This window comes from Saccharopolyspora gloriosae, assembly GCF_014203325.1.
GTDB classification, from domain to species: domain Bacteria; phylum Actinomycetota; class Actinomycetes; order Mycobacteriales; family Pseudonocardiaceae; genus Saccharopolyspora_C; species Saccharopolyspora_C gloriosae.
The window spans coordinates 996154-1017292 of the sequence record NZ_JACHIV010000001.1 but is presented as its reverse complement, the minus strand read 5'-3'; the positions used below and the strand labels follow the sequence as shown (position 1 = coordinate 1017292).

Genomic DNA, 21139 nt, shown 5'->3' with positions numbered 1-21139 from the left:
CAGCGAGGAAGCCGCTGAGGTTCCGCTACCCGATCACCAAAGCAAAACGAGCCGTGAAACTACAGAGCAGGGTTCTGGATCGGGGAGCCTTGTCCTACGGGGCTGATCGGCAGCAGAACCCGCCCGGAAGGCCCGACCTCGATATCGGTCCCCATGGTCGGGCACACGCCGCAGTCGAAGCACGGCGTCCACCGGCAGTCGTCTTGTTCGCGCGCTTCGAGCGCGTCCTGCCAGTCCGCCCAGAGCCATTCCTTGTCCAGCCCGGAGTCGAGGTGGTCCCAGGGCAGGATCTCGTGCTCGGTGCGTTCGCGGGTGGTGTACCAGGCGACGTCGATGCCGAGTGCGGCGAGCTCGTCGGCCGCGCAGGTCGTCCAGCGCTCGTAGGAGAAGTACTCGTTCCAGCCGTCGAACCGGCCGCCTTCGCGCCACACCCGTTCGATGACCTTGCCGAGGCGGCGGTCTCCGCGGGAGAGCAGTCCTTCGACCAGCGAGGGCTTGCCGTCGTGGTAGCGCATGCCGATGTTGCGGCCGAGGCTGCGGTCGGAGTTGACGGCTTGCCGCAGCTTGCGCAGCCGTTCGTCCACGGTGTCCGGGTCGCACTGCGAGGCCCATTGGAACGGGGTGTGCGGTTTGGGCACGAATCCGCCGATGGAGATGGTGCAGCGGATGTCCTTGCGCCCGCTGACCTGCCGTCCGGCGCGGATGACCTCCTTGGCCATCTCGGCGATCTGCAGGACGTCCTCGTCCTCTTCGGTGGGCAGGCCGCACATGAAGTAGAGCTTGACCTGCCGCCAGCCGTTGGCGAACGCGGCGGACACGGTCCGGATCAAGTCCTCTTCGGACACCATCTTGTTGATGACGCGGCGGATCCGTTCGCTGCCGCCTTCGGGCGCGAAGGTGAGCCCGGAGCGGCGGCCGTTGCGGGACAGCTCGTTGGCGAGGTCCACGTTGAACGCGTCGACGCGGGTGGAGGGCAGCGACAGGCTCGTGTTGGAGCCTTCGTAGCGGTCGGCGAGGCCCTTGGTGACGTCGGCGATCTCGGAGTGGTCCGCGGAGCTCAGCGAGAGCAGCCCGACCTCTTCGAATCCGGTCGCTTCCAAGCCCTTCTGCACCATTTCGCCGATGCCCTGCGGGGAGCGCTCCCGCACCGGGCGGGTGATCATCCCGGCTTGGCAGAAGCGGCAGCCGCGGGTGCAGCCGCGGAAGATCTCGACGCTCATCCGCTCGTGCACGCTCTCGGCGAGCGGCACCAGCGGCTGCTTGGGGTACGGCCACTCGTCGAGTTCCATGGTGGTGCGCTTGAAGACCCGGTAGGGCACGCGCTCGTGGTTCGGCACGACTTCGGCGATGGTGCCGTCTTCGGCGTAGCTCACGTCGTAGAACTTCGGCACGTACACGCCGCCGCTCTCGGCGAGGCGCAGCAGCAGTTCGTCGCGTCCGCCCGGGCGGCCTTCGTCCTTCCAGCGCCGGATGGCATCGGTGATCTCCAGGACGGATTCCTCGCCGTCGCCGAGGACCGCGGCGTCGATGAAGTCGGCGATGGGTTCCGGGTTGAACGCCGCGTGCCCGCCCGCGAGCACCACGGGGTTCTGCTCGGTGCGGTCGACGGCGTGCAGCGGGATTCCCGCGAGGTCGAGCGCGCTGAGCAGGTTCGTGTAGCCGAGTTCGGTGGCGAAGCTGACGCCGAGCACGTCGAACGCGCCGACCGGGCGGTGCCCGTCCACGGTGAACTGGGGAATCCCGTTCTCCCGCATGAGTTCTTCGAGGTCCGGCCACACCGCGTAGGTGCGTTCGGCGAGCACGTCGGCGAGCTCGTTGAGGATCTCGTAGAGGATCATGACGCCCTGGTTGGGCAGACCGACCTCGTAGGCGTCGGGGTACATCAACGCCCACCGCACGGAGGTGGCGTCCCACTCCTTGACGGTCGCGTTGAGTTCCCCGCCCACGTATTGCACGGGTTTGGAGACGCGCGGCAGCAGCGGCTCCAGGCGGTCGAACACGGACTCCACACTCACACCGCCCAGGGTAGAGGTCCCGGTGGCGGCGGATGCGGCGCGGCCTCGGCCCGCCGCCTCGCCGCCCGGAACGAGGACGGCACGGCGCGCCACGCCCTCGGAGCCCGTCCGAGATTTCGCGAGGAATCGTTCACCCGCGATCCGAGGCGGGCACCGGGAAAACCTTCTTCAACTGGCCCGATAACCACTGATCGCGATTCGGGGGTGTTTCAATTCCTCGCGAAATCCCGCGGACTCGGATCAGGTGTGGCGCGATTCGGGAGGCGGTTTCCCGCGCGGTGGTGCGGCCCGGGGTGAGGCCGGGCCGCACCTACCGGGGTGATCAGACCTCCGGGAACCAGAGCTTGATCTCGCGCTCGGCGGACTCGGGCGAGTCGGAGCCGTGCACGAGGTTGAACTGGACTTCCAGGCCGAAGTCGCCGCGGATGCTGCCCGGGGCGGCCTTGTCCACCGGGTCGGTGCCGCCGGCGAGCTGGCGGAACGCCGAGATGGCGCGGGGGCCTTCGACGACGGCGGCCAGCACCTTGCCGGAGGTGATGAACTCCAGCAGCGAACCGAAGAACGGCTTGCCGTCGTGCTCGGCGTAGTGCTGCTTGGCGAGCTCCTCGCCGACCTCGCGCAGCTCCAGCGCGACCAGCTTGAGCCCCTTGCGTTCGATCCGGCCGATGACCTCGCCGACCAGGCCGCGCTCGACCCCGTCGGGCTTGACCAGGACCAGGGTGCGCTCGCTCACGATTCTCTCCTTCGGATGGGGGCGCGGGCCTGTCCCGAGTCGCCGCGCCCGTGTTGCGCAAAAGGGTATCGGCGCAGGTGAACCGCTCGGTCCCGGGGCGGCCGAGCGGCGTCGGCAGGGCCGGTGACCTCGGCGGTGGTGATCACCGGCACCACTTCGTGCCGAGTCCGGCGAACCGGACGCCGCGCCGGGGGTCAGCGCTGCGGGTCCAGCGCCGTCGACCACAGCGACGCGCCGGAGGAGTCGCGCAGGTCCACGGTGAGCCTGCCGCTGCCGCCGTCGATGTTGACTTCGCCGAAGTGCTGGAACCCGTCCAGCGGTGATCCGCCGGTGGCCGCGGGCGCGTGGACGAACACCGTTTCCGGCCCGAACGTCGGGTCGAGGTCGTTCGGCGGGCCCGCCCCGGCGTGCAGCGGCCCGGAGACGAACTCCCAGAACGGGTCGAACCCGGTGAACGCGGCGCGTTCCGGCGAGTAGTGGTTGGCGGCGCTGTAGTGCACGTCCGCGGTCAGCCAGACCACGTTGCGCACCTGGCGGCGGCTGATCTCCCGCAGCACCCGAGCGATCTCGGACTCCCGACCGCCGGGCGCCCCGGGCCTCCCGTTGGCGATGGCCTCCACGTCGATTTCGCCGTCGGGCACCACGATCCCGAGGGGCATGTCCGCGGCGACGACCTTCCAGGTGGCGCGGGAGCGGGCGAGCTCGTCGACGAACCACCGGGCCTGCTGCTCGCCGAGGATCCGCTCCGGCGTGGTGCCGGGCGAGTTCGCGTCCCGGTAGCTGCGCATGTCCAGCACGAACACGTCGAGCAGCGGCCCGTGCGAGACCTTCCGGTACACCCGCCCGTCCACGGCGTCGACGCGGCGGGCGGGCTGCCACTCGTGGAACGCCCGGAACGCGCGCTCCGCGAGCACGTCGACGCGCTTTTCCTCGTACTCCTCGGAGTCGAGGACCTCACCGGGGTACCAGTTGTTGGTGACCTCGTGGTCATCCCACTGGACGAGCTGGGGGACGTCGGCGGCGAAGCGGCGCACGTTCTCGTCGAGCAGGTTGTAGGCGAACTGCCCGCGGTACTCGTCGAGCGTTTCGGCGACCTTGGACTTCTCGGGCGTGACGAGGTTGCGCCACGTCCCGCCGTCGGGCAGCGCCACGGTCTCCTGCAGCGGGCCGTCGGCGTAGACGGTGTCGCCGCTGTGCAGGAAGAAGTCCGGGTCGCGGCGGGCCATCGCCGAGTAGATGGTCATGCCGCCCACGTCGGGGTTGATGCCCCAGCCTTGGCCGACGACGTCGCCGGACCACAGGAACCGCACGTCCTCGCGTCCGCGCGCGGCGGTGCGGAACCGCCCGGTGAGGGGTTCGCCGGTGACGCGGCCGTCGAGGTCTTCGGCGCTGACGCGGTAGTGGAACCGCTGCCCCGGGGCGAGCCGGTCGAGCAGCAGCTTCCCCGTGCCGTCGGTGTCCGGGGTGAGCAGCGGCCCGCGGACCCGCCGCGCGTCGCGGAAGCCCGCGTCCCGCGCGACCTCCACGACCATCCGGGAGGGCCGGTCCGCGCGGGTCCACACCACGACCCCGTCCGGGCGCGGATCGCCCAGCTGCACGCCGTGGGTGAGCACCGGCCGTCCGCCGCGCACGAACGCCGGGGTGGAACCGGCAGCCGACGGCAGCAGCAGTCCGGCGCCCGCCAAGCCGGTTCCGGTGATCGCCCGTCGCAGCAGGTCACGTCGATTCATCGCACTCATGCGCCGGTTTTATCCGAGTCCGGCGGCCGGCCGGCGACGTGCGGGCGACGAACAGTTGAACCTCCGGTCCCTGGTGCGGCCCGGACTCGCCGACTAGGTTCGGCTGCGGCCGTACCGACCGGCCGGTCCGAACGAGGAGGTCCGGATGCGAGCAGCCGTGCACACCGCCGTGAACGAGCCGATGACCATCGAGGAGATCGCCGACCCGCATCCGAAGGCGGGCGAGGTCGCCATCGACGTGCTCTCGTGCGGCGCCTGCCACTCGGATCTGCACGTGCTCAAGGGAGAGCTGCCGTTCCCCACTCCGGCGGTGCTCGGGCACGAGGTGGCCGGGGTGATCTCCGAGGTCGGCCCGGAAGTGAGCGGGGTGCGCGTCGGCGACCGGGTGGTGACCAGCTTCATCATGCCGTGCGGCCGTTGCGCCCAGTGCACGCGCGGGAATTCGGAGATCTGCTTGGAGTTCTTCGCGCACAACCGGGCGAAGGGCCTGCTCTACGACGGGCAGACCCGGTTGTTCCGGCCGGGCGGCGAGCCGGTGTGGATGTACTCGATGGGCGGCCTCGCGGAGCGTTCGGTCACTCCGGCGACTTCGGTGTACCGGGTGCCGGACGAGGTGGAATTGGCCGATGTGGCTTCGGTCGGCTGCTCGACGATGACCGCGTACGGCGCGCTGCGGCACGCCGCGGACGTGCGGGTGGGCGACGCGGTGGCGGTCGTCGCGGCCGGGGGCGTGGGCAGTTCGCTGATCCAGCTGGCGGCCCGGTTCGGCGCCTCGATGATCGTCGCGGTGGACATCGCCGACGACAAGCTCGAAGCGGCCCGGAAACTGGGCGCCACGCACACCGTGAATTCGTCCGATGTGGACGCTCCGGAGGCGATCCGCGAGCTGACCGGCGGGCGCGGCGTCGACGTGGCCTTCGAAGCGCTGGGGAGCACGGCCACGTTCCGCGTGGCCCGCGATTCCGTGGTGGAGGGCGGCCAAGTGGTGGTCGTCGGCATCGCCCCGAAGGGCAGCGTCGGCGAGTTCGACCTGGCCACCATCGCCCGCCGGAAACTGCAGATCAAGGGCTCCTACGGCGCGAAGCCGCAGCGGGACATGCCGGTGCTGCTGGACATGGTGGCCCGCGGGCAGCTGCGCCCGCAGGACGCGGTGAGCCGCCGCTTCGGATTCGACGAGGTGCAGGACGCCTACGACGCGCTGAACCGCCGCGAGATCCAGGGGCGGGCGGTCATCGACATCGCGTGATCAGCTCCACTGCTCGGTATCGAGGCATTCCAGCAGCGCGGCGTTGTCGTTGATGTCGATCCCGGCGCGCGGCTCGCCCAGTTCGAACGTCGAGAGCTGGAATTTCCTTGTCACCAGTTGAGGAATCTGATTCGCCACCGCATCGTTGTTGATCTCCATACGCCATGGATACCGATGATCAACACGACTGCCAAGGACACGATCAGGTGCCGTCGCCGAACGGCGCTCAGTCCAGCGGATGGCGCCAGCGCAGGCCCGGGTAACGCGCGAAACCCCGGTCGGCAGTGATCCACTCCGCACCGTGCTCGATCGCGATCGCAGCAAGGTAGGCGTCGGGCACCTGATTTCCCGACGCTTCCGCCTTGCGGCACAACTCGGTGAAGATCTCCCAATGTCGCGGTCCGGGCTCCAGCGCTACGAAGGCCGGGGCTGTCCGGATTATGGCGATCTCTTCCAAGGCCTCCTCCGGGGTGAAACGCCGAGGAAACAGCCTGGGGTTCGTGATGATCCGCAGGTATCCGCTGCAAACAAGGGACGGAATTCCGAGCGGAGTCATCCCGTTGAGCGCATCCTCCAGCCACGCTGCGTACTCTTCGTGACGAGGCACAGAGGCGTTATGCGCATTGATCAAGATGTTGACATCGCATGCGATCACGCCTGCTTCTCCATGAATTCAAGCAACGCGGCGTTATCGTTGAGGTCCACGCCAGGATTGGGCTTACCCAAGTCGTAGGTGCGCAGCCGGAATCGTGCGCGCTCGGGGGCAGCCTGCTGGGTGCGTCGCAGCTCTCCAACCCGAACATCGTCCTCGATCAGTGCGCTCACCGTCGTGTTTTCCTGGGCAGCCCTGACCTTGAGCTGGTCCAAGAGTGCATCATCGATCGTAATGGTGGTTCTCATGCACCCAAGAATACGTCGCCTGCATCGTGATGCACCATGGCTCGATCGGGTGCCGGATCACTGCTCCGGCGGGTAGCCCTCGGGGTGGCCGAGCTGGTCGTACAGGCGGCCTTCGCGCATCCGCTTCGCGACGTCGTGGCGCAGGTACAGCATGTAGCCCCACACCGCCGCGAACAGCAGTCCCATGATGCCCACGGCGGGGTGCACCAGGTAGCAGGCGATCATCGCGACCTGCAGCACCAGCGCGAACCCGAGCCCCCACGGCTTCCGCTGGGTGAACCCGGCGATCAGCATGAGCACGGTGAGCGCGCCGACCACGGCGAAGCCGGGGCCGGTGACGCCGCCGCCGAACTGCCACACGACGGGGAGCGCGAGCCCGAAGGTGATGAACTCCATCACCAGGGTGCCCGCCATGATGCCGCGCAGCCCCTTCCAGGGGTCGCGCACGCCTTCGGGCGCGGTGGGCAGCGCCCAGAAGGAACGGGGCTCAGATCCGGACTCGGTCACAGTGGCTCCTTGCCGAACAGTGCTCGCCCCTCACCGGCGGTCACCACGGACCCGGTGATCACCACGCCGCCACCGGAGACGGTGTCGGAGTCGTCGGTGGTCTCCTCCGCCATCTGGATGGCGGTCTCCACGGCGTCGTCCAAGCGCTGCTCCACGACGATGCGGTCCGGGCCGAAGATGTCCTTGGCCAGGGCCGCGAGCTCGTCGGGATCCATCGCGCGCGGCGAGGAGTTCTTGGTGAGCACGACTTCTTCCACGACGGGTTCGAGTTCCCGCAGCACTCCGCGCACGTCCTTGTCGGCCAGCACGGCGATCACGGCGACGAGGCGGCGGAAGGAGAACTCGGAGCTCAGCGCGTCCGCGAGCGCGCGGGCGCCGTGCGGGTTGTGCGCGGCGTCGACGAGCACGGCCGGGGCGGCGCGGACCCGTTCCAGGCGACCGGGCGTGATCACGCCGGCGAACGCCTCCTGGACGGCTTCGACGTCGAGCTGCTGGTCGGCACCGGCACCGAAGAACGCCTCCACGGTCGCGAGCGCCAGCGCGGCGTTGCGGGCCTGGTGCTCCCCGTGCAGCGGCAGGAAGATCTCGTCGTAGGTGCCGCCCAGCCCTTGCAGCTTGAGCATCTGCCCGCCGACGGCGACGGTGCGCGAGAGCACGCCGAACTCGTTGCCCTCGCGGGCCACGGTGGCGTCGACCTCGGCGATCCGCTCCATGATCGGCGTCTGCACCTCGGCGGTCTGCGCGGCGAGCACCACGACCGATTCCGGTTTGATGATCCCGGCCTTCTCCCGGGCGATGCCGGCGAGGTCGGTGCCGAGGTAGTCGGCGTGGTCCAGCGCGATCGGGCACAGCACCGCGATGTGCGCGTCGGCGACGTTGGTGGCGTCCCAGCCGCCGCCGAGGCCGACTTCCAGGACGGCGGCTTCGACCGGGGCGTCGGCGAACGCGGCGAAAGCCATGCCGGTCAGCACCTCGAACTTCGACATCTTCACGTCGTGGTTCGAGTCCACGATGGAGACGTAGGGCGCGATGTCGCGGTAGGCCTCGACGTAGGCGTCCGGGCTGATCGGCTTGCCGTCGATGCTGATGCGCTCGGTGGCGAGCTGCAGGTGCGGGCTCGTGTAGCGCCCCACGCGCAGGCCGATGCGGGTGAGCAGCGCGTCGACCATCCGCGAGACGGACGACTTCCCGTTGGTGCCGCCGACGTGCACGACCTGGTAGTTGCGCTGCGGATCGGCCAGCAGGTCGGTGAGCGCCCTGATCCGGTCCAACGACGGCTCGATCTTCGTCTCCGGCCAGCGCTCGTTGAGCTCGGCCTCCACGACGCGCAGCTCGTGCAGCGCACCGGACTCGGTGCCGGACAACTGGCACACTCCCCTACCCCGACGACAAACGTCCAGCTCAAGTCTACGTCGAAGGGTCCCCGCACCCGGCCCGCGCCCCCGGGACGTTGTGAGTGAACGGACCGTTCGCCCAATCCCGTCGGACGAACGGTCCGTTCACCTCAACCGCCCCGAGCGTCACGCCGGGAGGTCGAAGCGCCCGGCCTTCGCCTCGGAGAGGAACGCGCTCCAATCCGCTAACGGGAACGCGAACGCCGGACCCGAACGCTCCTTGGAGTCCCGCACGCCGACTTCGTCGGTCGTGATCCGGACCTCCACGCAGTTGTCGCTTCCGCCCGAGCTCCTGCTGCTCTTGAACCAACCCGTGTCCATCACGCCTCCTGGATGGACGCCGTCGAACCCAGGTCAGCGATCGAAGCGCCCCGCCTTCGCCTCGGAGAGAAACGCACTCCAGACCGGTAACCGGAACGCGAACGCCGGTCCCGAACGCTCCTTGGAATCCCGGACACCCACCCGGTGGCTGGAAATCCGCACCTCAACGCAATTGTCACTGGCAGCCGCACTCCTGCTGCTCTTGAACCAACCCGTGTCCATCACGCCTCCTCGAATGCCGCTAGAAATGATCACCGATCGAAGCGCGCCACCTTCACCTCGGCGAGGAACGCACCCCAGCTCGATAGCGAGAACTCGAACGCCGGGCCTGAACGCTCCTTGGAGTCCCGCACACCGACCGCATAGGCGGAGATCCGGACCTCCACGCAGTTGTCGCTCGCTCCGGAGCTTCGGGTGCTCTTGAACCATCCGCTATCCGCATCACGCGTCACAGCCACAGCTCCTCTTCCAGCCGCTCGATCAACTTCGGCGCTTCGTCCCTCGTGACCGCCAGTTCAGCGAGAGTCTTGAACGCATGTCGCAGCAGAGCGACGTCCGCGTCACCGTCGAAGTAGGTGGACGGGCCGAAAGTGGCGGAGGAGAACCCGACCGGCCCGCCCTTGTCTCCGAACTCGAACACGGTGAAGCCGCCACCCCGTGCCGGATTCCGCGTGCCGAACGGCAGAACCTGGACGGTGAGGTCATCGTGCAATTCCAAGAGCTCACGGAGATGCCGAAGCTGGGCACGCATGACGTCCTCCGAACCGACGACCGCCCGAAGCGCCTCTTCGGCCACTATGAAGTGCAGGGCCTTCGCAGCTTCAGCACCGAACGCCTTCTCTTGCCGGTTCAGACGTGCGTCAGTCCGTCGCTCGACCTCGTCCTCTGACGCGTCCCACCACACGCCGTCGCCGTCCGCCATGAGCGCCCTGATGTAGTCGGGACACTGGAGCAAGCCCGGAACGATCGCCGCCTCGTAGCTGCACATGCCCACGGCACTCGCTTCCAGGTCGACAAAACGCTGGAACGAGCGCGGCAATGCGTCGGTGTAGGGCCGTCGAGGCTGTCGCTTGCGCGCCTCTGCGGCCAGCGCAAGGACCGCTGAGCGCTCATCGCCCTTTACGCCGTAAAGATCGAGCAGTGAGTCGAGATCGCCCGGGGTGATCGTGCTCTTGCCGTCCTCCAGCTCAGCAACCCGCGATCGGACCTTGCCCAGAACCTCCGAGGCTTCCTGCCTCGTCCGCTGAGCTTCCGACCTGAGCCTCCGCAACGCGAGTCCCAGTTGGCGGCGCTCCAACGTCTGTCGAACTCGGCCCATCAGCCGACCTCCTCGCGAGACCCAAAGGATCTCATTCGATCAGTTGGTATACAAGTCCGATATCGGACTTTAACCTTAACTCCGATATCGGACCAGGACCCCGGAGGCGCAGCATGGCCCTGTACTTCGATACCAAAGTGTCCGTCGAGTCCTTTGTGGACATGGAGGCCGGCGTGACGATGCGGCACGAGGTGGACGAGCTCAACGACCGGATCACGCTGGTCTTCGGCCGGGACGAGTTCGTCCTGCTGCTCGGCCGCGAAACACTCGAGTGCGTCGTCGAGGCGGGAAGGCTAGCGCTGGCGCAGCTCTCCGCTGCTGCCGTCTCGGAAGAATGATCCGCTCCCCCGCCGATGCCCCCAGAAGCGAACGGCCCGTTCGCCCAACGGGATGGGGCGAACGGGCCGGTCGTTCAGAACCGCGTCACGCCGACGGCAGGGCCGCCAGGCGGGATTCGATGCGGGTGATGTCGGTCTGCGCCGTGTCGCGGCGGACCTTGATCTTCTCGACGACGTCGGCGGGGGCCTTGTCGGTGAAGGACGGGTTGCCGAGCTTCTTCTCGGTGCCCTCCAGCTCCTTGCGGGCCGCCGCGAGGTCCTTCTCCAGCCGCTTGCGCTCGGCCGCGATGTCGACCGCGCCGGAGAGGTCCAGCTCGACCGTCGCGGTGCCGCCGGTCAGGCCGATCTCCAACGACGCCGAGGACGTGAAGTCCTCGCCCGGCTCGTTGAGCTTCGCCAGCGACCGCACCGCGGGCAGGTGCCCGGACAGCTCCAGCTCGTCCAGCCCACCCAGGCGCGCGGCCACCCGCTGACCGGGCTTGAGGCCCTGGTCGGAGCGGAACCGGCGGATCTCGGTGATCAGCTTCTGGGCGGACACGATGCGCTGCGCGGCGCCCTCGTCGGCGGGCGTGCCCACGGCCTTCGGCCAGTCCGCGATGACCACGGACTCCCGTCCGGTCAGCGTCGTCCACAGCGTCTCGGTGACGAACGGGATCGTCGGGTGCAGCAGGCGCAGCAGCACGTCGAGCACGTGGCCGAGGACCTCGCGGGTGCGCTCGGCGCGCTCCCCGCCGCCGTCCAGCTGCACCTTCGACAACTCCACGTACCAGTCGCAGAACTCGTCCCAGGTGAAGTGGTAGAGCGCCTCGGTGGACTTGGCGAACTGGAAGTCCTCCAGCAGTTCGTCCACATCGGACGTGAGCTGGTCGGTGCGGTCCAGGATCCAGCGGTCCGCGTCGGTGAGCTCCGCGCGGTCCGGCAGCGCCGACGGCACGCGGGCACCGTTCATCAGCGCGAACTTGGTGGCGTTGAACAGCTTCGTGCAGAAGGAGCGCGAACCCGCGACCCACTCCTCGCTGATCGGCGCGTCCGCGCCCGGGTTCGCGCCGCGCGCCAAGGTGAACCGCAGCGCGTCGGTGCCGTAGGTGTCCATCCACTCCAGCGGATCGACCGTGTTGCCCGCGGACTTCGACATCTTCTTGCCGTGCGCGTCGCGGACCATGCCGTGCAGCGCGATCACGTTGAACGGCGCCACGCCGTCCATCGCGTACAGGCCGAACATCATCATCCGGGCGACCCAGAAGAACAAGATGTCGTAGCCCGTGACGAGCACGCTCGTCGGGTAGAACTTCGCCAGGTCGGCGGTCTGCTCCGGCCAGCCCATCGTGGAGAACGGCCACAGACCCGAGGAGAACCACGTGTCGAGCACGTCCTCGTCCTGGCGCCAGCCGTCGCCCGAGGGCGGCTCCTCGTCGGGTCCGACGCAGACGACCTCGCCGTTCGGGCCGTACCAGATCGGGATCCGGTGGCCCCACCACAGCTGCCGCGAAATGGCCCAGTCGTGCAGGTTGTCGACCCAGTCGAAGTAGCGCTTGGCCATCTCCGGCGGGTGCACCGCGACGCGGCCGTCGCGCACCGCGTCCCCGGCGGCCTGCGCCAGCGGACCGACCTTGACGAACCACTGCAGCGACAGCCGCGGCTCGATCGGCTCCTTGGAGCGCGAGCTGTGGCCGACGCTGTGGGTGTAGGGGCGCTTCTCCGCGACGATGCGGTCCTGCTCGCGCAGCGCCTCGCGGACGGCGACGCGGGCCTCGAAGCGGTCCATGCCGTCGAACTCGGTGCCGGTGTGGGCGATGCGGCCCTGCTCGTCCATGACGGTGAGCATCGGCAGATCGTGGCGCCGGCCGATCTCGAAGTCGTTCGGGTCGTGCGCGGGGGTCACCTTGACCGCGCCGGTGCCGAACTCGGGGTCCACGTGCTCGTCGGCGACGACCGGGATGCTGCGGCCGGTCAGCGGCAGCTCGACGAGGGTGCCGATCAGGTTCCGGTAGCGCTCGTCGTCCGGGTGCACCGCGATGGCGGTGTCGCCGAGCATCGTCTCCACGCGGGTCGTGGCCACGATGATCTCGGCGTCGCCGGAGCCGTAGCGCATCGAGACGAGCTCGCCCTCGACCTCGCGGTGCTCCACTTCGATGTCGGAGATCGCCGAGCGCATCGCGGGCGACCAGTTCACCAGGCGCTCCGCCCGGTAGATCAAGCCGTCGTCGAAGAGCTTCTTGAAGATCGTCTGGACCGCGCGGGACAGCCCCGAGTCCATCGTGAAGCGCTCGCGGCTCCAGTCGACGCTGTCCCCGAGGCGGCGCATCTGGGACAGGATCGAGCCGCCGTGCTGCTCCTTCCACTCCCACACCCGCTCCAGGAACTTCTCCCGGCCGAGTTCGCGGTGGTCGACGCCTTCCTCGCGGAGCTCCCGCTCCACCAGGGCCTGGACGGCGATGCTGGCGTGGTCCATGCCGGGCAGCCACAGCGCTTCGTAGCCCTGCATCCGGCGACGCCGCGTGAGCACGTCCATCAGGGTGTGCTCGAACGCGTGGCCGATGTGCAGGCTGCCGGTCACGTTCGGCGGCGGGATCACGATCGAGAACGGCGGCTTGTCGCTGGTCGCGTCGGCGGTGAAGTACTCGGCGGCTACCCAGCGCTGGTACAGCTCGGCCTCGACGTCGGCCGGGTTCCAGCTCGACGGAAGTTCACGGGGCTGTGCGGTCCCGGAGGAGGTCTCCGGGAGAGGGGCGCTGGTTTGTGTCACGCACCGATTCTACGAACCGCCTCCGGCCGACTTACCGGGCCTCACCTCCCGCGTTGCGCCGGCCGTGTGAACCACGCCACGCGGGGAGTGCTCCCGCGACCTTGGAGGAGGACCCTGGTGGTCATGTCGCGCAAAGCCCCCGAACAGGACATCGACGAGTCGGCGCTGTCCACTCACGACCCGAAGGACCACGCCGCAGGCGTCAAGGCGGTGATGGTGTCGCTGCGCCGCAGCTGGGAACAGATGGGCGCGGGACGCACGATCAAGACGTTGCCGCTGCTCAACCAGCGTTCCGGTTTCGACTGTCCCGGCTGCGCGTGGCCGGACCCGCGCGAGGCCGACGGGGACAAGCGCAGCGTCGCCGAGTTCTGCGAGAACGGCGCGAAGGCGGTCGCCGAGGAGGCCACCACCCGGCGGGTCGACGCGGACTTCTTCGCGCGGCATTCGATCGAGGAGCTCGCCGGCAAGTCGGAGTACTGGCTCGGACAGCAGGGGCGGCTGACCCAGCCGATGATCAAGCGGTCCGGCGACACCCACTACCGGCCGATCGGCTGGGACGGGGCGCTCGACGTCGTCGCGGAGGGGCTGCGCGACCTGGACTCCCCGGACGAGGCGGCCTTCTACACGTCCGGGCGCACCAGCAACGAGGCCGCGTTCCTGTACCAGCTGCTGGTGCGCAGCTTCGGCACGAACAACCTGCCGGACTGCTCGAACATGTGCCACGAGTCCTCCGGTTCGGCGCTGACCGAGACCATCGGCATCGGCAAGGGCTCGGTGTCGCTGGCCGACGTCGAGCACGCCGACCTGGTCATGGTGGTGGGGCAGAACCCGGGCACCAACCACCCGCGGATGCTCTCCACGCTGGAGAAGGTCAAGGGCCACGGCGGCAAGATCATCGCGGTGAACCCGCTGCCCGAGGCCGGGCTGATGCGGTTCAAGAACCCGCAGAACGTGCGCGGCGTCGCGGGCAAGGGCACCGCGCTGTGCGACGAGTTCGCCCAGATCCGCATCGGCGGCGACCTCGCGCTGTTCAAGGCGCTGACGGCGCTGCTGGCGCAGGCCGAGCGGGACGCGCCCGGCACCGTGCTGGACCGCGAGTTCATCGAACAGCACACCCACGGCTTCGACGAGTTCTTCGCGCAGGCCACCGACATCGACTGGGACGCGACGCTCACGGCCACCGCGCTGTCGCGCGAGCAGATCGAGACGATCGCGCGGATGCTCATCGAGTCCGAGCGGACCGTGATCTGCTGGGCGATGGGCCTCACCCAGCAGAAGAAGGCCGTGCCGACGATCCGCGAGGCCGTCAACCTGCTGCTGCTGCGCGGCATGATCGGCAAGCCTGGCGCGGGCGTGTGCCCGGTCCGCGGCCACTCCAACGTGCAAGGCGACCGGACGATGGGCATCTGGGAGAAGATGCCGGAACCGTTCATGGCCGCGATGGAAGCCGAGTTCGGCATCCCCATGCCGCGCAAGCACGGCTACGACACGGTGGACGCGCTGCACGCGATGCAGGCCGGTGAGGTGAAGGCGTTCTTCGCCGTGGGCGGCAACTTCGTGTCCGCCACCCCGGACACGGCGGGCACCGAGCGGGCGCTGCGCAGCTGCGGGCTCACCGTGCAGGTCTCGACGAAGCTCAACCGCTCGCACGCGGTCGTGGGCGACACGGCGCTGATCCTGCCGACGCTGGGCCGCACCGAGCGCGACGTGCAGGCGTCCGGTCCGCAGTTCGTCACCGTCGAGGACTCGATGTCGGTCGTGCACGCCTCCCGGGGCAGGCTGGAACCGGCGTCGGACACCCTGCTCTCGGAGGTCGCGATCGTCTCCCGGCTGGCCCGGAAGCTGCTCGGCGACGGGCATCCGGTGCGCTGGGAGGAGTTCGAGAAGGACTACGACGCGGTGCGCAGGCACATCGCCGAGGTCGTGCCCGGTTGCACCGACTACAACGCGAAGGTCCGCGAACCGGACGGTTTCGTGCTGCCGCACCCGCCGCGGGACAGCCGCACGTTCACCACCGACACCGGCAAGGCGAACTTCACGGTGAACGAGCCGCAGCCGCTGGTGCTGCCGGAGGGCAGGCTGCTGCTGCAGACGCTGCGCAGCCACGACCAGTACAACACCACGATCTACGGGCTCTCGGACCGCTACCGCGGCATCGAGGACGCCCGCCGCGTGGTCATGGTCAACGAGAAGGACATCGCCGCGCTCGGCTTCGCCGACGGCGACCTGGTGGACCTCGTCTCCGAGTGGCCCGGCGAACCCGGCCCCGACGGTGAGTCCATTGTGGAGGAACGACGCGCGGAGCGGTTCCGCATCGTCGCCTACCCCACGGCCCGCGACTGCGCCGCCGCCTACTACCCGGAAGCGAACCCGCTGGTACCACTGGGCTCAGTAGCCGAGAAGTCCAACACCCCCGTCTCCAAGGCAATCACAATCCGCCTCGAACGAGCCACCGACTGACCCAGGCAGGTCGCGCGGCGACACCCACCACCGCGCGACCTCCCTACAACAACAACGCACCGCCTAACGGCCAAAGGCCGTGCAGCGGACGAACGAAGCAAAGTCCGCCTTGCTGCCAAATGCCATGCCTTTGCGGCGAAGCCGTGCAGTGGGCGGACGAAGTCCCGCCTGCCTGACGGCCGAAGGCCGTGTCTAGCGGCGAAGCCGTGCCGTGGGCTGCGAAGCAAGCCTGCCTGGCGGCCGAAGGCCGTGCCTGTATGTGCGAAGCACATAGCCCACGTCGAAAAGCCCTCACCCGCGGGTTCTCAGCTGCTTCCTCGCGAGGACAGCTTTTTCCCTCGTGGCGGAGCCACTCGGGAAAAAGATCCCGCAGCGAGGAAGCAGCTGAGGTTCCGCCACCCGACCCCATAGCAAAACGAGCCGTCACCCCCAAGGGAGAGATCGGCACAGGCGGGGCGCGCGTGTGAGGTCACCGCCTGTGCCGATCGGGCCCGATCGTCGTCCCGCGGGGGGACAGCGTGCCGCGGCACGACGATCGGGCCGGCATCCGGTGTCCCAACAGATTGCTCAGAACACCGGTGGTGCGGCGAGCGGGACGCGGAAGCGTCGCGAGGCACCAGGGGCACGGGTGGGCCGATGGCCGCGACATCTCCGCGGTCAGCACGACCAGCCCGCACAGCGCCCGGTATTGCCCTCGCCCCCCGGCCAGTCCCGCTGCCATTTCGACATCCCCCACGAAGTGGTCACGTCCGTCGTGGACATCGGTCACCCGGACCGGCCGGTCACCTCGTCGCCGCATACCTCCAAGCATCGGCACGCCCGCGACGGCACAACAGGGAGCACTGCGGGGCAACCCGGGGAACGTGCCGAAACAACCGGTGGCCTCGGCGGTTGGCGTACCCGCCGGGGCCGTTCAGGGCAACTTGAGGCAAGATCGGCGACTGTGCGGAATTGAGTGGATACACTCTGTATCCGTTGGGAGGCTGATCAACATGTCCCGCACCCCCCACGATCGGCGTCGGCCGGAGCGCAACGAACGGCTCCGCCGCGCCCGGGAAGCGCAGCCCTCGCGCTTGGCTCCCGGCGAACCGCTGTCCCGCGCGGAACTCGCCGCGGCGGTCAACGGCTACCTGCTGGAGACGACGGGCCACCGCTACGACCTCGACGCGCACCACGTGGCCAAGTGGGAGCGCGGCGCGGTGCGCTGGCCGACCGCCGCTTACCGCGCCGCGTTGCGCGCGGTGCTGGGAGCGGCCGACGACGCCACCCTCGGATTCCGCCCCAGGGGCGCGCCCGCGCCGCCGCCGGCTCCGGGCAACGGGTTGCCCGCCACCAGCGTCGAGGCGATCCGGGTCGTATCGGCCTCGTTCCAGTCCGCTGACCGGCGGGTCGGTGGCGGCAACCTCTACGAGACCGTCCGGCACTACTTCAACACCGTCGTGATGCCGCTGGTGCAGCAGAAGCAGGACGACGCGGACGTGCTGTCCGCGGCGGCCTCGATGATCGAGCTCGCCGGGTGGATGGCGCACGACAGCGGCAACGACGTGCCCGCGCGGGAGCACTTCCTCACCGGGTACCGGCTCGCCTCGGCCGCCGCCAACCACGCGCTGGTGGCGAACGTCTGCGCGTCGCTGTCGCACTTGTCGACGGAGATGCGCCAGGCGAAGGTCGCCGCGGATTACGCGCTCAACGGGCTCACCCACACCATGAACACCGAGGGCACCGGCCGTCTCGTGACGCGGCTGCACGCGCTGCACGCGAGGGCTTTAGCGGCGCAGGGCGATCGCACGGGCACCGAGCACCAGCTCGCCTTCGCCCAGGAGCGCCTGACGCGCACCGACGACACTTGCCCGTGGATCGCCCCGTTCGACCACGCTTCGCTGGCCAGCGAGACCACCGAGTGCTGGCGCAGCCTCGGCGACCTGCGCCGCGGGGAGCTGCACGCCCGCGAAGCCGTGCAGCTGCGGCCGTCCGACCGGGTGCGCAGCCGGGCGTTGAGCCTGCTGGCGCTGGCGCAGGTGCTCTCCGACGCGGGCAGGCACGACGAGGCCGCGGATACCGGGACGACGGTGCTCGTCGAGGCGAGCGCGCTGTCGTCGGCGCGCGTGCACGGCAGGCTCGACGCGCTGGCCACTTCTTTGCTGCCGCACCACCGGGTTCCCGGCGTGGCCGACTTCTTCGCCGCCCGCGCCGCGTACCCGCTCCGCGACTCCGCTTGAGGAGGGGGCGTCTGGAACCGAGTTCCGCGCAGGACGCCCACCTCGCGCAGGGCAACGCCCGGCAGGCCCGCAAGCGGGTCGCCGCCGACGTGCTGGTGCGCGACCGGCACGACCACGTGCTGCTGGTCGACCCGAGCTACAAGGACTTCTGGGACCTGCCCGGCGGGATGGCCGAGGCGAACGAATCACCTCGCCGCGCCGCGGTGCGCGAGGTGAACGAGGAGCTGGGCCTGGACCTGTCGGTCGGCCGTCCGCTGCTGATCGACTGGGTCCGTCCGCACGGCCCGTGGGACGACCAGCTGCTGTTCATCTTCGACGGCGGGCGGCTGCACCCGGACAGCGTCGAGGCGCTGCGGATCTCGGATCCGGAGATCACCCGCTTCCGGTTCGTCCCGGCCGTGCAGGCGAGGACGCTGTTGCGGCCCGACATGTACGACCGGCTGCGCCGGGCGCAGCACGCCCTGCACTCGGACCGCACTTCCTACGTCGAGTGATCCGAGCCCGCCGACTCCGGCAGCCGCCCGAAGTCGGCGCGGTGCTCGCGCAGATCGGCCCAGGGATCGGCTTTCCGGGCCTCCGAACCCACGCCGTCCGAGGGGGCGATCCGCCGGTAGTACCGGCGACGTCCCGCTCGGAGCGCGCGTCGGGTACAGCACCTTGTCCGGGTGGGCGAGTTCGAAGCTCCTGCGCTCGACCTCCACGGTTGCGCGTCGTCCGCCGGGCTCAGCGCTCCCGGTCGGCGTCGGCGGCGAGGTCGTCGTTGGTGCGCCCGCTGAGCACCGACTCCGGGCGAGCCGGATCGCCGCCGCGGTCGGCGCCTTCGTCGTCGACCTTCACCAGCAGCCACTGCTCCCGGCCGCGCATCGGCGTGCGGGTCAGCGCGAAGGCGCCGGTGAGCTTCGAGCCGTCCAGCCGCACCTTCACGTGCCCGCGTTCGAGCGCGTCGGCCACGTCGATCGGCGTGCCGCGGTGCTCGGTCAGGTTCCGGTACGTCCCGGTGTCCCACACGACGACGGTGCCCGCCCCGTATCCCTCCGGGATGACGCCCTCGAAGGACGCGTAGTCCAGCGGATGGTCCTCGGTGGGGGTGGCTAGCCGCTTCTGCCCCGGATCCGTCGACGGCCCCTTCGGCACCGCCCACGACTTGAGGACGTCACCGACCTCCAACCGGAAGTCGAAGTGCGTCGTCGACGCTTCGTGGCGCTGCACCACGAAGCGCGAGCGCGCTGCCGCGGCCCCACCGGACGGTTCGCCCGACTTCGCCAGGTCCCGCTTGCCCCGGTACTCGTCGAGCCGGTCTCGTGCCATGCCGGAGCCGTACCCGGTGCGGCCAGCGACCACACCCGGCGGCTCCGGCCGCGGCGATCAGCTGCACTGCCAGAGGAAGCGCCCCTGCCCGGTGGACTCGTCGAGGAACGCGTACCCCACCCCGGCATCGCCGAAGTTCACGTCGAACGGCAGGTCGCCCGCGGTGTCGAACTGGCCGATGAACCGGAACGGCTCGCCGGGCGACTCGTCGCCCTGCAACCACTGGGGAGCGCCGAAAAGCCTGGTGGCGAAGTCGTCCACGTCGACCTCACCGTCGAACGGCTCGGTCTCCACCCGGTGGTCCGGGCCGAACGTCGGCCCCTTCGCGATGGTCGCGACCGGGTAGAACCCCGCGGGCTCACCGGGCTGCGCGAAGAACGCGTTCTCCCCGCCGTCGGGCTCGAAGGTGTCCACGACGTCCTCGTCGTCCTCCGGGTAGTCCTCGGTCAGGAACAGGTACGCCAGCCGCACCTGCTCGCCGGGCAGCCGGATCTGCCCGAGGAAGCGCATCGGCCTGCCGAGGGCCGCGGACATCGGCCACGCCGGGGCCTGCAGCCACACCGGTTGGCCGCCGAACTTCGTGACGGGTTCCTGGATGGGCACGTCCGACTCGACGAAGCGGAGGCTCAGGCGGGGTTGTGCACTGCTGTCGGGCATCGAGGTCCTTGCTGTTGCTGGCGGGGTTGCGCGGGCGCACCGCGCGCATCCGGCTTTCCGGGCGAGACCCTAGCGACCCGCACCGACCGATCCGGAAGGTTCCGCGCGAGCACACCCACCTCACACCCGAATGGAGCAGCACGACCCGATCAGCCCACCGCTCCGATCCGACGCCCGGACCGCACCCGCTGGAGGCCACCGCAGGCGGCGCATACTGGTCCACGGCATCCGAGCAGCGCCGACCGAGGAGGCCGCGATGGGACGAGTCACCGTCCGCCGACCAGTGCTCCGCGTGACCGAGAACGGGTCCCGCACCCGGCCGGACACCCTGGCCGCCGAGGAGCCGCTGGAGATCCGCATCGACGGCCGGGCGCTGTCGGTCACGATGCGCACCCCCGGCAACGACATCGAGCTCGCCCACGGCTTCCTGCTCACCGAGAGCGTCATCGCAGACCGGGAGGACGTGCGCAGCGCCCGCTACTGCGACAGCCCCGGACCGGACGGGCGCAACACCTACAACGTGCTCGACGTGCTGCTCGCGCCCGGCGTCGAACCGCCGGACACCTCGATCGAGCGCAACTTCTACACCACCTCGTCCTGCGGGGTGTGCGGGAAGGCCGCGCTGGACTCGGTGCGGCTGAGCACCCGCCACTCCCCCGCCCAGGACCCGCTGCTGATCAGCCCCGAGACGCTCGCGGACCTGCCGGACCGGCTGCGCGCGGCGCAGAAGGTGTTCGACTCCACCGGCGGCCTGCACGGCGCCGCGCTGTTCGACTCCGAGGGCGGGCTGCTGGTGTGCCGGGAGGACGTGGGCAGGCACAACGCCGTGGACAAGGTCCTCGGCTGGGCCGTGCTGGAACGCCGCGTGCCGCTCGAAGGCTGCGTCCTCATGGTCTCCGGCCGCGCCTCGTTCGAGCTGGTGCAGAAGGCCGCCATGGCCGGAGTCCCCGCGCTGGCCGCGGTCTCCGCGCCGTCCTCGCTGGCGGTCGAACTGGCCGAGGAGCAGGGCATGACCCTGATCGGCTTCCTGCGCGGAACCTCCATGAACGTCTACACCGGAACCCACCGGATCACCGAACGAACCCCGACCTCGGTCTCGTAGGAAACGCCAGGCAGGACGACACTCCTGTCATCCGTGTCCTGTCAGCGGCGAAGCCGCTGAGCGGCGACCACCCTGCCCACCGGCACCGCAGCGGGTTCTCAGTCGTCTTCTCACGAGTACAGCTTTTTCTCTCGTG

General features: G+C 69.5%; 21 protein-coding genes. 6 read left to right on the top strand and 15 right to left on the bottom strand.

The genetic code is table 11. The features are described from left to right. Window positions 1-59: 59 nt before the first annotated feature. The 3 genes from BJ969_RS04800 to BJ969_RS04790 form a co-directional block, all read right to left on the bottom strand. The gene (locus BJ969_RS04800) at window positions 60-2015 is read right to left on the bottom strand and encodes a TIGR03960 family B12-binding radical SAM protein (protein ID WP_184477662.1); all 1956 of its coding nucleotides are present in this window, start codon (window positions 2013-2015) and stop codon (window positions 60-62) included. A 322-nt stretch (window positions 2016-2337) separates the two neighbouring features. Continuing rightward, window positions 2338-2748, bottom strand: coding sequence for a nucleoside-diphosphate kinase (gene ndk / locus BJ969_RS04795; RefSeq protein ID WP_184477661.1), 411 nt, complete (start codon window positions 2746-2748; stop codon window positions 2338-2340). A gap of 194 nt (window positions 2749-2942) precedes the next feature. Further along, complete coding sequence (locus tag BJ969_RS04790; protein ID WP_184477660.1) at window positions 2943-4487, bottom strand: alkaline phosphatase D family protein; 1545 nt, start codon at window positions 4485-4487, stop codon at window positions 2943-2945. Window positions 4488-4632: 145 nt separating this feature from the next. Here BJ969_RS04790 and BJ969_RS04785 point away from each other — a divergent pair, with 145 nt between their 5' ends. Further along, window positions 4633-5733: a zinc-binding dehydrogenase gene (locus BJ969_RS04785; protein ID WP_184477659.1), complete on the top strand. Its 1101-nt coding sequence runs from the start codon at window positions 4633-4635 to the stop codon at window positions 5731-5733. Here the strand turns inward: BJ969_RS04785 and BJ969_RS04780 are convergent, their stop codons facing one another. The 9 genes from BJ969_RS04780 to BJ969_RS04740 all read right to left on the bottom strand — a co-directional run bounded on the left by BJ969_RS04780 (window position 5734) and on the right by BJ969_RS04740 (window position 10173). Beyond that, window positions 5734-5892 carry a hypothetical protein gene (locus BJ969_RS04780; RefSeq protein ID WP_184477658.1) on the bottom strand — a complete coding sequence of 53 codons (159 nt, stop codon included), beginning with the start codon at window positions 5890-5892 and terminating at the stop codon, window positions 5734-5736. It lies immediately after the preceding gene. 67 nt (window positions 5893-5959) lie between these two features. Further along, window positions 5960-6388: a TA system VapC family ribonuclease toxin gene (locus BJ969_RS04775; RefSeq protein ID WP_184477657.1), complete on the bottom strand. Its 429-nt coding sequence runs from the start codon at window positions 6386-6388 to the stop codon at window positions 5960-5962. Continuing rightward, window positions 6385-6633 (bottom strand): ribbon-helix-helix protein, CopG family, encoded by a 249-nt coding sequence (locus BJ969_RS04770; protein ID WP_184477656.1) that lies wholly within the window; start codon window positions 6631-6633, stop codon window positions 6385-6387. The genes BJ969_RS04775 and BJ969_RS04770 overlap by 4 nt, the downstream gene beginning before the upstream one ends. 57 nt (window positions 6634-6690) lie before the next feature. Further along, complete coding sequence (locus tag BJ969_RS04765) at window positions 6691-7140, bottom strand: DUF4233 domain-containing protein (protein WP_343071229.1); 450 nt, start codon at window positions 7138-7140, stop codon at window positions 6691-6693. Continuing rightward, the gene (gene folC, locus BJ969_RS04760; protein WP_184477655.1) at window positions 7137-8504 is read right to left on the bottom strand and encodes a bifunctional tetrahydrofolate synthase/dihydrofolate synthase; all 1368 of its coding nucleotides are present in this window, start codon (window positions 8502-8504) and stop codon (window positions 7137-7139) included. Before folC ends, BJ969_RS04765 begins: the two co-directional genes overlap by 4 nt. Window positions 8505-8660: 156 nt before the next feature. After that, complete coding sequence (locus BJ969_RS04755) at window positions 8661-8855, bottom strand: DUF397 domain-containing protein (protein ID WP_184477654.1); 195 nt, start codon at window positions 8853-8855, stop codon at window positions 8661-8663. Window positions 8856-8888: 33 nt separating this feature from the next. Next, window positions 8889-9077, bottom strand: a complete 189-nt coding sequence (locus BJ969_RS04750) for a DUF397 domain-containing protein (RefSeq protein WP_184477653.1) — start codon at window positions 9075-9077, stop codon at window positions 8889-8891. 29 nt (window positions 9078-9106) lie between these two features. Continuing rightward, window positions 9107-9307, bottom strand: coding sequence for a DUF397 domain-containing protein (locus tag BJ969_RS30005; RefSeq protein WP_184477652.1), 201 nt, complete (start codon window positions 9305-9307; stop codon window positions 9107-9109). Continuing rightward, the gene (locus BJ969_RS04740) at window positions 9304-10173 is read right to left on the bottom strand and encodes a helix-turn-helix domain-containing protein (RefSeq protein WP_184477651.1); all 870 of its coding nucleotides are present in this window, start codon (window positions 10171-10173) and stop codon (window positions 9304-9306) included. The genes BJ969_RS30005 and BJ969_RS04740 overlap by 4 nt, the downstream gene beginning before the upstream one ends. 113 nt (window positions 10174-10286) lie before the next feature. Between BJ969_RS04740 and BJ969_RS04735 the strand changes: the two genes are divergently transcribed. Then, window positions 10287-10511 carry a hypothetical protein gene (locus BJ969_RS04735; protein WP_184477650.1) on the top strand — a complete coding sequence of 75 codons (225 nt, stop codon included), beginning with the start codon at window positions 10287-10289 and terminating at the stop codon, window positions 10509-10511. Window positions 10512-10596: 85 nt separating this feature from the next. Here the strand turns inward: BJ969_RS04735 and BJ969_RS04730 are convergent, their stop codons facing one another. Next, complete coding sequence (locus BJ969_RS04730; protein ID WP_184477649.1) at window positions 10597-13257, bottom strand: valine--tRNA ligase; 2661 nt, start codon at window positions 13255-13257, stop codon at window positions 10597-10599. 123 nt (window positions 13258-13380) lie between these two features. Between BJ969_RS04730 and BJ969_RS04725 the strand changes: the two genes are divergently transcribed. From BJ969_RS04725 to BJ969_RS04715, 3 genes are all read left to right on the top strand, one after another. Beyond that, the gene (locus tag BJ969_RS04725; RefSeq protein ID WP_184477648.1) at window positions 13381-15717 is read left to right on the top strand and encodes an FdhF/YdeP family oxidoreductase; all 2337 of its coding nucleotides are present in this window, start codon (window positions 13381-13383) and stop codon (window positions 15715-15717) included. Between the two features lie 992 nt (window positions 15718-16709). Then, the gene (locus tag BJ969_RS04720; protein WP_184477647.1) at window positions 16710-17936 is read left to right on the top strand and encodes an NsdA family TPR-like regulatory protein; all 1227 of its coding nucleotides are present in this window, start codon (window positions 16710-16712) and stop codon (window positions 17934-17936) included. After that, window positions 17933-18430: an NUDIX domain-containing protein gene (locus tag BJ969_RS04715; protein ID WP_184477646.1), complete on the top strand. Its 498-nt coding sequence runs from the start codon at window positions 17933-17935 to the stop codon at window positions 18428-18430. The genes BJ969_RS04720 and BJ969_RS04715 overlap by 4 nt, the downstream gene beginning before the upstream one ends. 229 nt (window positions 18431-18659) lie before the next feature. On the opposite strand, the gene BJ969_RS04710 is transcribed toward BJ969_RS04715, so the two are convergent. Together BJ969_RS04710 and BJ969_RS04705 are read right to left on the bottom strand one after the other, a co-directional pair. Beyond that, window positions 18660-19244 (bottom strand): DNA polymerase ligase N-terminal domain-containing protein, encoded by a 585-nt coding sequence (locus tag BJ969_RS04710; protein ID WP_184477645.1) that lies wholly within the window; start codon window positions 19242-19244, stop codon window positions 18660-18662. Between the two features lie 57 nt (window positions 19245-19301). Next, window positions 19302-19901 carry a YwqG family protein gene (locus tag BJ969_RS04705; protein ID WP_184477643.1) on the bottom strand — a complete coding sequence of 200 codons (600 nt, stop codon included), beginning with the start codon at window positions 19899-19901 and terminating at the stop codon, window positions 19302-19304. A gap of 256 nt (window positions 19902-20157) precedes the next feature. Here BJ969_RS04705 and fdhD point away from each other — a divergent pair, with 256 nt between their 5' ends. Next, entirely contained in the window at window positions 20158-21003 is an 846-nt protein-coding gene (fdhD, locus tag BJ969_RS04700) for a formate dehydrogenase accessory sulfurtransferase FdhD (RefSeq protein WP_184477641.1), read from the top strand. Window positions 21004-21139: the final 136 nt, after the last annotated feature.